The following is a 14,825-nucleotide window of genomic DNA, read 5'->3' on the forward strand; positions in this document are numbered from 1 at the left end:
CATGCGTTACGGCTGGGCGTTTTTCTCGCCCAGCATCGCTTTCACCAGCTCAATACAGCGCAGGAAACGGGCGTCATAATCATCTTCCTTCACGTGCAGGAATTCGATGTTATTTTCCCGCAGCATCGTGACCAGCATCGACTGAAACTCCCGCCGATCCACTGAACTGCCCAGGCTGCGCAAGCCATCCGCGACCCAGGGCACGTTGTTCTCCAGCAGGATCACCAGATCAAAACGATACTCATCGATCAGCGCCTGCACAAAGGGATGTTCACGCCCTTCATATTTGAGACAAAACGCCTGCGTGGTCACAAAGTCGGTGTCGATAAACGCCACTTTATTCGCGTATTTGACGGCGAAATCGATGTACTGCGCCTGTCCCAGCGCGATCTTGTCGTAATCGGAATATTGCAGCGCCATTTCGTCACCGCCCAGATGGGAAAAGACATAGTCGCGGCCATATTCCCAGGCACTGGTAGTGTTGAAGATGTTGGCGAGTTTATTCACCAGCGTCGATTTACCGCTCGACTCTCCGCCGAGGATCGCCACGGTACGCACAAAGAACGGTTTCACTTCAGTCGGGATGTAGTCCCAGAAGCGGAACGGATCCTGACGAATCTGCGCGCCGCTGATGCTCATAAAGGATCGGTTGGGATCGACCAGCACGGTCTGAATGCCCAGGTGCTGCTGGTACATCTCCGCATCGGGCGCTTCGCTGGTGTAGATGCAGTCCGGCGCAATGCCGTGCTCGCTGAGAAACGCGCTGACGCCTTTACTCCACACATCCCAGCCGTGCGGATAGGGTTCGATCCCCTCTTCATCAAAGGCGTGAATACGAATATTTTTCTGATACTTAAAGGTCTGCAGCAGCCAGCGCAGGCGATCGCTGACTGTCGGCTGCTGTGACATCGCGCTGTTCTCAAACAGCTCGCGGTCGCGCGGCTCGTCATAACCCATAATGATATGCAGCTCATCCACCTGACTACAGGCGCGCTGAATCAGATAAATATGGCCGGTATGCAGCGGATAGAACTTACCAAACACCACGCCCACCGTTTTATCGCGGCGCGGAAACTCCAGTCCCAGAAAGCGGTGCAGCGCCTCCAGCTTTTGCGCGCTGGGGCTTTTGATTTTGGCATTGAGTAACTGGCTCAGATAGCCTTTGGTCATGCCGCTGGCATCAGCGACCTGTTGCAGCGTATGGCCCTGCTGGCGAATGGCCGTTTTCAGATAATCAAACGACGACATGTCGTGCCTCCTGCATCAATGCGGTTAAGGTGGGAGCGGCCAGCCAGCGGCTTTTCGCTGGCGGCCGCAGGCGCGTTACAGATCGTCCAGAATCGCCAGCGCATCGGCCAGCTTCTTCGCGCTAAAAACCTGCATCCCGGCAATCGGTTTTTTCGGTGCATTCCCTGCCGGCACAATGGCGCGTTTGAAGCCATGCTTCGCCGCTTCAGCGATGCGCTCCTGCCCGCTGGGCACCGGACGGATCTCGCCCGCCAGTCCTACTTCGCCGAAGATCACCAGATCCTGCGGCAACGGACGATCGCGCAGGCTCGACACCATCGACAGCATCAGCGCCAGGTCTGCACTGGTTTCGGTGACTTTGACGCCGCCCACGACGTTGACGAACACATCCTGATCCGCCATCTGCAATCCGCCGTGGCGGTGTAAAACCGCCAGCAGAATCGCCAGGCGGTTCTGCTCCAGCCCCACCGCCACGCGGCGTGGATTGCCCATCATCGAGTGATCGACCAGCGCCTGAATCTCCACCAGCAGCGGACGCGTCCCCTCCCACAGCACCATCACCGAACTGCCCGAGGTGATCTCTTCGCCGCGCGACAGGAAAATAGCTGACGGGTTGCTGACTTCACGCATGCCCTGCTCGGTCATGGCAAACACACCCAGCTCATTCACCGCGCCGAAGCGGTTTTTATGGCTGCGCAGCGTGCGGAAGCGGGAATCAGCATCGCCATCCAGCAGCACTGAACAGTCGATGCAGTGCTCCAGCACTTTCGGCCCGGCCAGCGAACCATCTTTGGTGACGTGGCCGACCATGATGATCGCCACGCCGCGCGTTTTGGCGAAGCGCGTCAGGTAAGCGGCGGTTTCACGCACCTGAGCAACGCTGCCCGGCGATGACTGGATCTCCGCCATGTGCATGACCTGGATCGAGTCGATCACCATCAGTTGCGGCTGCTCCTGCTCGGCGATCAGGCAGATCTGCTCAATGCTGGTTTCCGACAGCATATTGACATTTTCGGTGGGTAATCCCAGACGATGGGCGCGCATCGCCACCTGTTGCAGTGACTCTTCACCGGTGACGTAAAGGGTTTTCATCCCTTCGGACAACCGGCACATCACCTGCAGCAGCAGCGTGGATTTGCCCGCGCCCGGACTGCCGCCAATCAGAATAGCGCTGCCCGGCACGACGCCGCCGCCCAGTACCCGGTCAAACTCTTTGAAGCTGGTCGAGAAGCGCGGTAACGCCTCCAGACTGATTTCAGAGAGCTTCTGCACCCGGCTGGTGCCAGCGCTGCCGGCATAACCACTCAGGCGCTCGTTACGCGCAGCGGCGGGCGAGGCGGCGATGCGCACCTCGGTGATGGTGTTCCAGGCGTGACAGGCGCTGCATTGCCCCTGCCAGCGTGGGTAATCTGCGCCACATTCGTTACAGACAAATGCGCGTTTTGCCGCTTTGGCCAAATCAATACCTCTGTTAACGCTCTTCGTGGATCAGGCTGCCGGTGAGGATGCAGAACACCCCCATTAAATCGGCATGGCGAATGGTGACCGCAGTCTGCTCATTCACCTTAGGTTTAGCATGGAACGCAATGCCCAGCGCTGAGGCTTTGATCATCAGCAGGTCATTGGCCCCATCGCCGATCGCCACCGTCTGTTCCGGCGAGATGTCAAAACGCTGCGCCAGCTTCTTCAGGGTATCGGCTTTGTATTGTGCGTCGACAATCGGTCCCAGCACGTTGCCGGTCAGTTTGCCGTCGCGAATTTCAAGTTCATTAGCGACCACCGCCGACAGATGCAGCTTGTCGCGCAGGTATTCGGCGTAGTAGGTAAAGCCGCCAGACGCGATGGCAATCTGCCAGCCCAGCGCCTGCAGCTTCTGCGTCAGGGTGGTTAAGCCTGGCATCAGCGGCAGGGCATCACGCACCTGTTTCAGAATATTGGCGTCCGCCCCCTGCAGCGTGGCCACGCGCTGACGCAGGCTGGCGGTGAAGTCGAGTTCGCCGCGCATCGCGCGTTCCGTGACTTCCGCCACCTGCTCGCCGCAGCCCGCCAGTTTTGCAATCTCATCGATGCACTCGATCTGAATCGCGGTGGAGTCCATATCCATCACCAGCAGGCCTGGCGTTTTGAGATGCGGGATTTTTCCCAGCGGTGCCACGTCCAGCCCGGCGTCGTGCGCCAGCTTGCTGGCAAACGGCGTCAGCGATCCCGCCAGGCGAATCACCTGATACTCATCGACGTTCCAGGCGCTGACGATCACCATCGCCGCACCCAGCTGGTGCTGGTAATCGGTCAGCCGCTGCTTATCCAGACCGCGGCCATACAGCAGCCAGCCGGTACGGCCAGCACGATAATCCAGCGGCATCACTTCATCACCGCTAAGAGAAAGGGGCAAACCCGGCCAGAGGGAGACATCGGCGGGAAGATCGCACCAGGTTAAACGATTTGGCATCAGAGCTCCTGTAGGGACAACAAAACCACGCAAGAGGCTACCTTGTCTGCGTCGCTTCTGGCAACATAATCTCCAGGCTTTCTGTTGTGATATGACCCGGATGATTAATGGCTAAAACCGCACTGAAATTTCGCTTACATCGTACCGTGATCGTTCTTATCTCGATGGCGCTGCTGGTCGTGCTGATGCAAGGCGCCTCCTGGTTTAGTCTCGGCCATCAGACGGCGCGTTCTGAGCAGGTCGAGGAGTTGGCGCATACGCTGACCAGCCAGGTGGCGTTCAGCCTTAAGCCCTTGATGGACAACAGTGAAAATAACCGGAATCAGATCGAAGCCATCCTTAATCAGATGACGGCGAACAGCCGTATTCTGGATGCATCCGTATATGACGGAGACGGCAGTCTGGTGGCGCACAGCGGTGAAAACATCAATGTCCGCGACCGGCTGGCGCTCGACGGCAAGCGCGCGGGCAGCTATTTCAACCACCAGATTGTGCAGCCGCTGGCCGGAAACGATGGCCCGCTGGGCTTTTTGCGCGTAACGCTGGATACCCACGTGCTGGTCACCGACTCACATCAGGTCGATAACACCACCAATATTCTGCGTCTGATGATGCTGCTGGCGCTGGCGATCGGCATTATTCTCTCCCGTACCCTGCTGCGCCATCGCCGCACCCGCTGGCAGCAGTCGCCGTTTCTGCTTACCGCCAGCACTCCGGTGAAAGAGGATCGGGATGAGGACGACGAGAAGAAAGAGTAACGCGCCTGCGCTGCGGTAAAGATAAAACGAGAAAGGCCCGCTGTGCGGGCCTTTTTTACAGGAAAGTTGCGGATTTGCGAGGCAGCTTCCATCAGCCGATCAGCAGCGCTTCCAGCTCACTCAGCGATTTGACTTGCCAGGTTGGTTTGATATGTCCCGGCAGCGGCCGGGTGCCATGATCGAGCCAGCATGTTTTCACGCCAGCATTCATGCCGCCCAGAATATCTGATTCTGGTGTATCACCCACCATCAGCACCCGCTGCCGATCCGGATTGCCCATACGTTCCAGCGCATAATCAAAGATCTCTGCCGCCGGTTTAGGCACGCCGACCTGCTCAGAGATCACCAGCACCGGGAAGTAATCGCGGAAACCGGTGCGCTCAAGACGCGTCTGCTGCAGCGCGGTAAAGCCGTTGGTAATGATCCCCATCTTTACCTTGCCATGCAGTTGATTCATCAGGCTGACTGCACCCGGCAGCGGCGTGCAGATCTCGCCCATCGCGCTGAGGAAGCCGCTGTTGAGGATCTCTGGCGCCACGCTGAGCTTTTCGCTCCAGTGGTTAAAACGCTGAGTCTGCAGCTGTAACGCTGAGATGGTGCCGTTCTGATAATCGACCCACAGCGGTTTGTTGACAGCCTGATAATCGCTGTAATCCTGGTCGGTGAACTGCACGTCATAACCCGCAAACAGGCGCTGTAAACCAGCATAGGCGTCGAAATGAAAAAGGGTATCGTCCGCATCAAACAGGATGCAGTCCCAGTTATCGATCATTAAAGCTCCTTAACACCACTACGGCGTCAGGGCCATGAGAATGGCATCTTCACGGCCGCTGGCGGTGGGATAATAGTTGGGGCGACGACTGACCTGATTGAATCCAAGCTGCTCATAGAGCGCAATGGCGGGCTGGTTCGAGGCCCGCACTTCCAGCCACAGCGTCAGCACGTCGCGTTTAATCAGTTCATCGATCAGATGCTGCAGCAACTGGCGGCCCAATCCCCGGCGCTGAAAAGCGGGATCGACCGCGATGTTAAACAGCGAGGCTTCGTCCAGTACCACCTGCGTAATCGCAAAGGCGGCCATTTTGCCGTCAACATCGAGACGTAAATTGATAAAGCGCTCGCCCTGATTGCTGGCAAACGTCTTTTCACTCCAGGGAAACGCGTGACTACGACACTCAATGGCGTAGGCCTGCGCCAGATCGTCAGGGGTGAGTAAAGAGATGGCTGTCATGGTTACACATCTGTTGCCAGAGCGCGCGTTTGGCGACGCCGCTGCTGATTAGTTCATTGAAAGAGGCGCTGGTTAATGCTACGCCATTGAAAGTCTGTTCGCTCTCTACGCCGAGCAGCCAGCCCGCGCAGTTCAGCGTCTCCGGCAGCATTTGCAGCTGATCCGGCGTCACGGTCATGACCTGTTCGGGTTGCAGATTGAGAGCATGCAGCACGTCGCGCATCAGCGGTTCATGCAGACCGGGCGGTGCGTCAGCGACAATAATTAACTGCGTATCCGGTGCCAGCGTGACGGCAATTTCGCCCTGAAGCACGCGCGGGCGGCGCAGCTGGTACTGTGTAATTCCCATTTGCTGTAAAAGCCAGTCGCGCCTGGACGTCATGGTGATACCTGTTCTGCTGCCTGAATGCGTCGCTATGCTAGCAAACCCATCGAACATGCGCCAACAAACCACTATAATCCCCGCTCAGATCTTACAGGAGCCCTACATGTCTGCTTTAACCCCGGCCAGCGAAGTCATTCTGCGCCACAGTGATGAATTTACCGCCCGCCATGTTTTATTTGCTGGCGATCTGCAGGATGACCTGCCCGCTCAGCTGGAAACCGCCTCGTCGCGCGTTCACACCCAGCAATATCATCACTGGCAAAACCTCAGCCGTCGTATGGGCGAGCAGGCGCGTTACGGCATGGTTGCGCAGGCAGAAGATGTGCAGGGCTGCGATACGCTGGTCTACTTCTGGACCAAGAATAAGCCGGAAGTGCAGTTCCAGCTGCAGAACCTGCTCTCTCTGCTGCCGGTCGGCTGTGACGTGTTCGTGGTCGGTGAAAACCGCAGCGGCGTGCGCAGTGCTGAAGGTATGGTGGAGTCGTGGGTGAAACTGGAGAAAATCGACAGCGCGCGTCGCTGTGGTCTCTACCATGGTCGTCTGGACAAACAGCCTGAGTTTGATGCCAGCAGCTTTGGTCATCAGTATCAGCTGGATGGTCTGACGATTCATACCCTGCCTGGCGTCTTCAGCCGTGACGGCCTGGACAGCGGCAGTGCCCTGCTGCTCTCGACCTTTACTCCACATACCAAAGGTAAAGTGCTGGATATGGGCTGTGGCGCAGGCGTGATTGCCGCCTCTCTGCCGGCCCGTTCGCCTAAAGTACGTTTGTGGCTGTGCGACGTGCACGCGGCTGCCATTGAAGCGAGTAAATTGACGCTGGCCGCCAATGGCATTGAGGGCGAAGTCTTCGCCAGCAACGTCTTCTCTGACGTCACGGGGCGTTTCGACATGATTATCTCGAACCCGCCGTTCCATGAAGGTACCCAGACCAGCCTCGACGCCGCCCAGGCGCTGATCCGTGGCGCAGTGAAACACCTGAACACCGGCGGTGAACTGCGTATCGTCGCAAACACCTTCCTGCCCTACCCGCAGGCGCTGGATGAAGCCTTCGGCAGTCACGAAGTTATCGCGCAGACCGGTCGTTTTAAAGTTTATCGTGCTGTTTACGGTCGCGGAGCCAAAACGCGCTAAGCGCTTTTCCCGGCGTTAACTGCGTTGCCGGGCTGAAAACGTTGCTTTTTACAGCGATCGTTTCAGCCCGACGAAATAGTTGTTGACGCAAAGAGTAAAATCTCTAGAATGCGCCTCCGTGGTTGTAACATTCTCAGGATGTTACGGGTATGCGAAGGTGGCGGAATTGGTAGACGCGCTAGCTTCAGGTGTTAGTGTCCTAACGGATGTGAGGGTTCAAGTCCCTCTCTTCGCACCAAAATCACATGTTTCATATCGCGAGCACTGCGCGAAGGTGGCGGAATTGGTAGACGCGCTAGCTTCAGGTGTTAGTGTCTTAACGGACGTGAGGGTTCAAGTCCCTCTCTTCGCACCATTGCGGTGATATGAACAGACAACTCGATGCGAAGGTGGCGGAATTGGTAGACGCGCTAGCTTCAGGTGTTAGTGTCTTAACGGACGTGAGGGTTCAAGTCCCTCTCTTCGCACCAACGTTGTCATCCTCAGTTTTTCCCGCAATGCTCTTCAGCTTCCTTTGCAGTATCGTTTTATCCCCTGCTCACCTCATTTTTTCAGCCTGATTTCGCTCATCCGGTCGCTTCATGCTGTACGACAATTTTCAGCCGCTCCGCCCCGATTAAATCAGATGAAAATTCACAGAGATAGCCGCCAGTCCGCCTGCTAACGCCAGACAGGAGGGCAGCAGCAGATAGTGACGCAGACGCGGGCTAAACAGCATTACGACCGTCAGTAGCAGTGCAACCGTCATCACCATCCGCCACTGACTGAAGCTCGGTTCCCACAAGGCGAACAGCGGCAGTGCGATGCAGGGCAGCAATACGCCCCACGCACTATCCAGCTTTTTACCCAATGCCCAGCTGACTCCCCACAGGCCGCAGGCCGCAATAATCGCTATCCCCATGACGCAAACCTCAAATGATAAGCATTCCCATTATCATATGACAGTTTTAACGGCCTTGCAGCCTGTTTTTGTCACGTCCGGCAACGAAGATGACAGACCAGTTGGAAAATGCTAGATTGCGGCCGATAACACTTTTAATAACAGCAACAGCAATAATTTGCTCACTCTCTGGCAGAATCTTTTTTTTGCCGGCTTGCGCTTTGGTATTTCAGGGCCGTCACGAGTATTTATAATGAAATTACAATCATATGAAGAACTGAAACAGAGTAAATACCGGCTTTCAGTGATGCTTTTTCTCTTTTTAAATATCGCCGTTTCGCTATTTTATCTGCTGCCCGTAATGAGCAATGAGACAAATGACGCGACCCTGCCGGTAATTTGTGTCGCTGCGTTTAGCGGCATCATGTTAATTACCTATTTAATATGGCCCAGACTAAAACTTCCCCTGTTAAATCCTGTAGCACTCCTGCTCGGCATGCTCTGGGCTTTGCACATTAATTATCGCTTTCATCAGGTGTTCTATTTTGATGGTGGCTTTCTTATTATCAGTTTGATCAGTGTGTTATTTATCAGTGCCATCGCCCTGAGCGATTATCTGGGTGCTTTTTGTCTGCACGTCGCGCCGCCGGTATTCACCGTACTATTGCTCGACAATGGACAGCATCTGCCGCTGATCCTGCTGACGATCATCCTGCCCCTGATCGGTTTCTCCCTGCAGCATCTGATGCGCCGCCGTGCCGACAGCTTTACCCTGCGCCTCATGCATCAGCTCTATGAAGAGAAAGAGACATTCAGCGATCTCAGCATGCTCGATCCGCTGACCGGACTCTATAACCGCCGCGGCCTGAAGAACCGGCTCGATAATATTCTGGAAAACCATGCTGGCAGCCACTACGTGCTGCTGCTGGATATCGATCACTTCAAGGCCTACAACGATAACTATGGACATGCGATGGGCGACCAGGCGCTGGCGCGGGTCTCTGTCGCGATTCGTGATGCAGTGCGTTCGCGTGATGTCGTCACCCGCTACGGCGGCGAAGAGTTTCTGGTGCTGATGACCAATGTGAACAGTTCCATCGCCATGAAGCTGGCAGAGCGAATCCGCCAGTATGTGCTGGATTTAGAAATCCCTCACCTTTTCAATGAGACCGTTTCAACCCACGTTACTATCAGTGCGGGTATCGCGCCCATTTATGATAATGAGTTCGATCTGGCGGTCGCCAATGCGGACAGCGCGTTATATGTGGCTAAAAATCAGGGTCGCAATACCATCCTGGCCTGGGAAGATTTGCCCCGACAGCAGCCTCAGACGTCCAGCGAACATGCCTGAGTAAGCATAATGCGGTCGTTACTGAACGGAACGGTGGCGAGCGAAGTGCTGCCCTGTCCGGCCTGATGACCGCTCTCAATCCCCGCCTTTTTCCCGCCAGCAGCGACGTTTTTTTACGCGACTTGTAGAGTTAATCAATAACGATTATCATTTGCTTTCTTATCTACACTTTCTGCGAGTCGTCATGGCAACTGCTTCAGCTCAGGAACAGCGTTTTAGCGCTCAGTCGATGATCTTCCGGCAGAATGACCGCCCGCTGGCGGAAAGTCTGCATGAGCGGCTGCAGCAACAGCGCAGCTATCTGCTTGAATCGACGAAGTTCAACCAGTCTGCTCCGCGCGATACGCTGACACTTGCCGCCTGGTCGGCGTCAGAGGCCTTTGGTCCGCTCATCCAGCGCTATAGTGATTATCTCTATCGCGATCATCCTGATGCCGTTCGTGAAGCGAAACCGGTGCTGTCACTCTGGGCACAGTGGTATTTTGGCCTGCTGCTGCCACCGCTCATTATGGCGTTGTTGCAGGAGTCACGTGCGCTGGACTGCTCGCCTGAGCATATTCGCGTCGGATTTCATGAGAATGGCCATCCGGCCACGTTCTGGATCGATGTGCAGGAAGATGAAGAAGCGCGCTATCTTAATTCCCTGCAGCGCATTGATCGGCTGATTCAGCAGCATCTGATCCCGGTGGTCGATAGCATTACGCAGCATGGTGATATTAACGCCCGACTCATCTGGAACAACATGGGCTACTCATTCCAGTGGTTCCTGGGTGAGCTGAAAAGCCAGATCGATGAGGCGCTGATCCTGCAACTGGAGCAGGCGCTGTTCTTCAACCAGCGGCTGCTGGATGGCAGCGCAAACCCCCTTTACCGCACCATGATCCCGCGTAACGGCGAACTGGTCCGTCGCAGCTGTTGCCAGCGTTATCGCATCCCTGATGTCCAACAATGCGGCAACTGCACACTGAGCGGCAGCTAAACAGACTTAATTACAGCGAATTCTCCGTTTATCTCGTTTACAGGCACTGAGGCTTGTGGCAATTTTTACGCCTTCGATAAGCCTGGAGAGAAAGATGAGTCTGGAGTCCGTGCGCCAGTTCTTTGCCGAACACGCCCCTGAAATTGAAATTATTGAACTGGCAGAAAGCACTGCAACGGTCGGGATGGCTGCACGCGCCCATGGCGTGACACCAGGAGAGATTGCCAAGACCCTGTCACTGAAAGTCAAAAACGACGTGGTGCTGATTGTGACACGCGGTGATGCCCGGCTGGATAATCGCAAGCTGAAAGCAGCGCTGGGCGCGAAAGCGCGGATGCTGAGCGTCGACGAGGTGATTAACTGGACCGGCCACCCAGTGGGCGGCGTTTGTCCGTTCGGTCTGGAGAATCCGCTGACCGTCTACTGTGATGTTTCACTGCGCAGCTTTGATGAAGTCCTGCCCGCCGCTGGCGCTATCCACAGCGCCGTCCGTATCTCGCCACAGCAGATGGCTGAACTGACTAACGCCCGCTGGATCGACGTGTGTGAAGCGATCTAACGCTTTGTATTGGTTGATAAACCCTACATCTTCTGCCTGCGCCCGAATGCTACTGACAACCTGACAAATTTTGTCAGCCGCTGATAATCACTGCCTTATCATGGCAGCCGATCACGCGCAGTAAGCGGGCGCAGTTAATCGCCCATGACTTCAGGATGTCAGGCGCATAAATGCCTGTTCAATGATCGACAACAGCAGCGTGTTATCGACGCTATGCAGCACATGCACCGATGCGCCGCAGTGATCAGGCACACCGACAGTGAGCCGAAGCGGCTGACGATAACGCCAGCTTTTGCCACGCGTCGCACCGGGACGCAGTTCGATATCAACCCGGTAATCGATGCCTGAGGCGACTCGCTGATTCAGCAACCAGGCGACCACCAGCGCATCGTGGATCCAGCATCCCGCCAGCTGACGGGTTTCCATTGAATAGTCGATCCACGGTCGCAGCGTGTCGCGCACAAATTCGGTCAGCGGATGATCGACGGCGGTGAGGCGGGTCAGATCCTGCTGGGTCAGCAGCGTCTGCGTGGTGACATCCATCGGCACCAGTGTCACTGTAGCACCGCTGTGCAACACCTGATGCGCCGCCTCGGGATCCAGACCAAAATTGGTGTCTTTGATGTAGTCATCCAGCGAGAAGACGCCGCCCATGATCACAATTTCCGCCACCGATTCTGCCATGGCGGGATAACGCTGCATCGCCAGCGCCACATTCGTCAGCGGGCCAATTGCCACCAGCGTAATCTCGCCCGGATTGTCGCAAATCAGTTTGCCGATAGCGTCAGCCGCATCAAGCGCATCCGCCGCAACATCGGCTGGCTGACGCACATCCTGCCAGAGTTTTCCCTGCGCAAGCTGATTGACCCGATGATCCAGCATCTCGCGCCATGGCGCAGGATCTTCCTGTAACGCCTGCGTCGCGCCCTGTACGACCGGAATAGATAATCCCAGCCGGACGATCAGATCTTTGGCAACGCGAGCGCCCACGTCAGATGGCGTGTTACCCGCTACGGTGGTGATCAATTCCAGCGACAGGGCTGGTGAAGCTAAGGCCAGCGCAATTGCCAGCCCATCATCGGTGTTGGCACCCGCGATACCATTGCCGGGATCGCAATCAATAATGATTCTTTTCATATTTTTATAAATTAACTCTGACTTTGCGGCTGACAGCCGCAGGATTCACCGATTTCAAGATAGTGTGGAAACTCCTTTAATTGCGCTTCGCTCTGCCCCTCTTTCAGCATCTGAATCGCAGAGCGTGCCATCTCACGCAGTGGCTGACGCACGGTGGTTAATGTCGGGACATGAAACGACGAGTGATTGGTCCCGTTAAAGCAGACCAGTGCCACATCCTGCGGCACGCGAATGTGATGTTCGGAAAAGGCGCGAAGCGCGCCAATCGCCTGACCTTCATTACTGGTAAACAACGCACGAGGCACACAGCCGCGGGCGATCATGGTTTGTGCCGCCTCGTAACCGCCCTGTGGGGTGTAGCTGGCAGGAAACATCAGCGACTCATCAACCGGCAGGCCACGATCGTGCATGGCATCGCGCCAGCCCTGAATACGATCCTGCGCGTTGAGCATATCGACCGGGCCGCTGATGATCCCCACCTGCTGATAACCGTGACTCAACAGATGTGCCGTCACCTGCCACGCGGCCTGACGTTCATTGACCCGCAGCATGTTCACACCCGGCTGAGGCTCAACCCGCTCCAGCATCACCAGTGGCGTTCCGCTTGCTTTAATCAGGTCGATGTAAGGATGGCGATCGACGCTATTGTAAAACAGTCCATCGACCTGCCGGTTGAGCAGCCCCTGAATCAACTCCAGTTCGCGTTTGCGATCGTCACCTGCATCACCCAGCAGCATGACGTGACCGTGGTTCATCGACTCCTGCAACAACACGTGCGCCATTGACGCCACGAAGGGATTGCCGATGTTGGGCACCACCAGTCCAAACGTTTTGGTATTACCGGATGCCAGGGCGCGTGCTGCCGCATTTGGCCGGTAACCGGTCGCTTTAATCGCCTCCAGTACCCGCTGGCGGGTCGCCTCAGCGACCGGACGAGGCCCGTTGTTAATGACATAACTGACGACTGCCACTGAGGTGCCTGCCGCTTTCGCAACTTCACTGCGGGTCACTTTTCCCGTTAACGACTTAGGCACATCACGTTCCTCCATAAAAAAAACAGGCCGCTTTACACGGCCTGCTGTTTATCGCTCTCCCATGGCAGATGGCACCCTCAGGCAAATCTAGATGGCATCTTCAGGCAGATTGAGATTCCGCCCTCGCGTCTCAGGAGCGACAAAGGTGGTAAAGAATCCAATGGCGGCCATTGCAGAGAAGTAGACCGCAATCGGCCACCAGTGACCGGTATAAGAGAGCATAGCAGCGGCAATAAGCGGTGCCGTGCCGCCGGATAAAATCGAGCCAAGCTCTTTGGCCACCGCCATTTTAGTGTAGCGATGATGAACACCGAACATTTCCACGCCCCATGCAGCCTGCACACCAAAGATACCCAGTGACGCCAGTGCCATACCGACCACGATAACCGGGATAACCAGCATCGGTTCACGCGTGTCCAGCAGGGTAAAGGCAGGCCAGGCGTAGATCATCAGTAACAGACAGAAGACGCGATACACCACCCGGCGACCAAAACGGTCGGAGAGCCAGCCTGCAAAAGGAATAATCAGGAAGCCCAGCAGTGAGGCAAGGAACACGGCCGTTGTCGGCACGGACTTATCCACCATCAGTACCTTCGCGACGTAACCGACGATAAAGCCCTGCGCCAGATAGGACGGGCCATTTTCCCCGATACGCAGGCCAACCATGGTCCAGAAGGCACGTGTACGCTGGAAGAACGGTCGCTGATCCACTACCGGCGCCGCCAGTACGCCTGCACGTTCCGCTTCGATCTCCGCTTTTCTGCGCTCAAACACCGGCGTTTCACGCAGATGACGTCGAATCCACAGCGCAACCAGGGCAATCAAGGCACTGCTGAGAAAGGGAATACGCCAGCCCCACTCCAGCAGGCTCTGCTGATCCATCTGCACCACCAGCAGCCAGACCAGTGAGGCCAGTAGCGTGCCGCTATTGGAGCCCAGTGCGATCACGGAAGAAACCAGTCCGCGACGCTCTGTCGGCGCATACTCACCCAACATCACCGTGCCGCCCGATAACTCTGCGCCCGCGCCGAAACCCTGGGTAAAGCGAAGCAGCACCAGACAGGCCGGAGCCCAGACGCCAATCGCGGCATAGCTCGGTATTAAGCCGATAAAGGTGGTGGAAGCGCCCATCAGAATGATGGTGGAGATCATCACCACCTTACGGCCTTTGCGGTCGCCGAGCCAGCCGAAAAAAAGCGCGCCGATAGGCCGGGCAATAAACCCGACGGACCAGGTCGCAAAGCTGGAGAGCAGTGCCATCGCGGGAGTCGATTCCGGAAAGAAGACGTCGCCAAAGATGATACCGGCAGCCAGGCCGTAGAGTGCGAAATCCGCGTACTCCATTGCCGTTCCGAGCCAGCATGAGAAAGTGGCGCGCCAGAAATCTTTTCGGCCTGAAGAAGTGTTAAACCGCTCGTCGGCGGCTGAGGTGGAAGACAGTGATGCCTGCTGCTTAACGGAATTGTGTGCCGTCATAACCCTATCCCTGAATGAGTATGCAGATTGATAAACGCCCGTCCATGGGTCGATTCCCTGATGAAAGCGGAATTCCCCCGGTGGCGACGTTCAGTTGACTAACCATGATGAAAGGTTAAAGGATTCCCTGGTGTTGGAATCTTGTTCTTCGCCCCGTTTCGCCGATGTATTTTTCACCGGTCGCTTAAACTGAGCGAATGTAA

Annotated in this window: 15 protein-coding genes and 3 tRNA genes; 8 read left to right on the forward strand and 10 right to left on the reverse strand. The window is 56.2% G+C overall.

Features of this window, described 5'->3' with window-relative positions:
* Positions 1-6 precede the first annotated feature (6 nt).
* From nadR to serB, 3 genes are all read right to left on the reverse strand, one after another.
* On the reverse strand, positions 7-1,248 hold the full coding sequence (gene nadR / locus ACTJKZ_RS17090; RefSeq protein ID WP_161735973.1) for a multifunctional transcriptional regulator/nicotinamide-nucleotide adenylyltransferase/ribosylnicotinamide kinase NadR: 1,242 nt from the start codon (positions 1,246-1,248) through the stop codon (positions 7-9).
* Positions 1,249-1,323: 75 nt separating this feature from the next.
* On the reverse strand, positions 1,324-2,706 hold the full coding sequence (gene radA / locus ACTJKZ_RS17095) for a DNA repair protein RadA (protein WP_010253610.1): 1,383 nt from the start codon (positions 2,704-2,706) through the stop codon (positions 1,324-1,326).
* 13 nt (positions 2,707-2,719) lie between these two features.
* A complete protein-coding gene (serB, locus tag ACTJKZ_RS17100; RefSeq protein ID WP_440829865.1) occupies positions 2,720-3,697 on the reverse strand; it encodes a phosphoserine phosphatase in 978 nt (325 codons plus the stop codon).
* A 107-nt stretch (positions 3,698-3,804) separates the two neighbouring features.
* Here serB and ACTJKZ_RS17105 point away from each other — a divergent pair, with 107 nt between their 5' ends.
* Positions 3,805-4,455, forward strand: a complete 651-nt coding sequence (locus ACTJKZ_RS17105; RefSeq protein ID WP_095706238.1) for a YtjB family periplasmic protein — start codon at positions 3,805-3,807, stop codon at positions 4,453-4,455.
* Between the two features lie 91 nt (positions 4,456-4,546).
* On the opposite strand, the gene yjjG is transcribed toward ACTJKZ_RS17105, so the two are convergent.
* Genes yjjG through ACTJKZ_RS17120 form a run of 3 tightly spaced genes read right to left on the reverse strand, consistent with a single transcriptional unit; the run spans position 4,547 to position 6,068 of the window.
* On the reverse strand, positions 4,547-5,227 hold the full coding sequence (gene yjjG, locus ACTJKZ_RS17110; RefSeq protein WP_440829866.1) for a pyrimidine 5'-nucleotidase: 681 nt from the start codon (positions 5,225-5,227) through the stop codon (positions 4,547-4,549).
* Between the two features lie 18 nt (positions 5,228-5,245).
* Positions 5,246-5,686 carry a ribosomal protein S18-alanine N-acetyltransferase gene (rimI, locus tag ACTJKZ_RS17115; protein WP_161735970.1) on the reverse strand — a complete coding sequence of 147 codons (441 nt, stop codon included), beginning with the start codon at positions 5,684-5,686 and terminating at the stop codon, positions 5,246-5,248.
* The gene (locus tag ACTJKZ_RS17120; RefSeq protein ID WP_161735969.1) at positions 5,658-6,068 is read right to left on the reverse strand and encodes a DNA polymerase III subunit psi; all 411 of its coding nucleotides are present in this window, start codon (positions 6,066-6,068) and stop codon (positions 5,658-5,660) included. The genes rimI and ACTJKZ_RS17120 overlap by 29 nt, the downstream gene beginning before the upstream one ends.
* A 106-nt stretch (positions 6,069-6,174) precedes the next feature.
* On the opposite strand from ACTJKZ_RS17120, the gene rsmC reads away from it, so the two are divergent.
* From rsmC to ACTJKZ_RS17140, 4 genes are all read left to right on the forward strand, one after another.
* A complete protein-coding gene (gene rsmC, locus ACTJKZ_RS17125; protein ID WP_033731428.1) occupies positions 6,175-7,206 on the forward strand; it encodes a 16S rRNA (guanine(1207)-N(2))-methyltransferase RsmC in 1,032 nt (343 codons plus the stop codon).
* 151 nt (positions 7,207-7,357) lie between these two features.
* Positions 7,358-7,444, forward strand: a tRNA-Leu gene (locus ACTJKZ_RS17130).
* Positions 7,445-7,474: 30 nt separating this feature from the next.
* A tRNA-Leu gene (locus ACTJKZ_RS17135) sits at positions 7,475-7,561 on the forward strand.
* 28 nt (positions 7,562-7,589) lie between these two features.
* Positions 7,590-7,676, forward strand: a tRNA-Leu gene (locus tag ACTJKZ_RS17140).
* Between the two features lie 146 nt (positions 7,677-7,822).
* Here the strand turns inward: ACTJKZ_RS17140 and ACTJKZ_RS17145 are convergent.
* Positions 7,823-8,107: a DUF1435 domain-containing protein gene (locus tag ACTJKZ_RS17145; RefSeq protein ID WP_161735968.1), complete on the reverse strand. Its 285-nt coding sequence runs from the start codon at positions 8,105-8,107 to the stop codon at positions 7,823-7,825.
* A 232-nt stretch (positions 8,108-8,339) separates the two neighbouring features.
* Between ACTJKZ_RS17145 and ACTJKZ_RS17150 the strand changes: the two genes are divergently transcribed.
* The 3 genes from ACTJKZ_RS17150 to ACTJKZ_RS17160 all read left to right on the forward strand — a co-directional run bounded on the left by ACTJKZ_RS17150 (position 8,340) and on the right by ACTJKZ_RS17160 (position 10,975).
* Positions 8,340-9,437, forward strand: a complete 1,098-nt coding sequence (locus ACTJKZ_RS17150) for a diguanylate cyclase (protein WP_161735967.1) — start codon at positions 8,340-8,342, stop codon at positions 9,435-9,437.
* Positions 9,438-9,621: 184 nt separating this feature from the next.
* Positions 9,622-10,416: a siderophore-iron reductase FhuF gene (gene fhuF / locus ACTJKZ_RS17155; RefSeq protein WP_161735966.1), complete on the forward strand. Its 795-nt coding sequence runs from the start codon at positions 9,622-9,624 to the stop codon at positions 10,414-10,416.
* Positions 10,417-10,510: 94 nt separating this feature from the next.
* On the forward strand, positions 10,511-10,975 hold the full coding sequence (locus tag ACTJKZ_RS17160; RefSeq protein ID WP_098051571.1) for a YbaK/EbsC family protein: 465 nt from the start codon (positions 10,511-10,513) through the stop codon (positions 10,973-10,975).
* A 150-nt stretch (positions 10,976-11,125) separates the two neighbouring features.
* Here ACTJKZ_RS17160 and ACTJKZ_RS17165 read toward each other — a convergent pair whose 3' ends face one another.
* From ACTJKZ_RS17165 to ACTJKZ_RS17175, 3 genes are all read right to left on the reverse strand, one after another.
* Positions 11,126-12,112, reverse strand: coding sequence for a nucleoside hydrolase (locus tag ACTJKZ_RS17165; protein ID WP_161735965.1), 987 nt, complete (start codon positions 12,110-12,112; stop codon positions 11,126-11,128).
* Between the two features lie 11 nt (positions 12,113-12,123).
* Positions 12,124-13,146: a LacI family DNA-binding transcriptional regulator gene (locus ACTJKZ_RS17170; RefSeq protein ID WP_222924606.1), complete on the reverse strand. Its 1,023-nt coding sequence runs from the start codon at positions 13,144-13,146 to the stop codon at positions 12,124-12,126.
* 87 nt (positions 13,147-13,233) lie between these two features.
* Positions 13,234-14,622, reverse strand: a complete 1,389-nt coding sequence (locus ACTJKZ_RS17175) for an MFS transporter (protein ID WP_222924608.1) — start codon at positions 14,620-14,622, stop codon at positions 13,234-13,236.
* Positions 14,623-14,825: the final 203 nt, after the last annotated feature.

Origin of the sequence: Pantoea sp. 22096 (assembly GCF_052045955.1) — a bacterium.
In the GTDB taxonomy this organism is placed as follows: domain Bacteria; phylum Pseudomonadota; class Gammaproteobacteria; order Enterobacterales; family Enterobacteriaceae; genus Pantoea; species Pantoea alfalfae.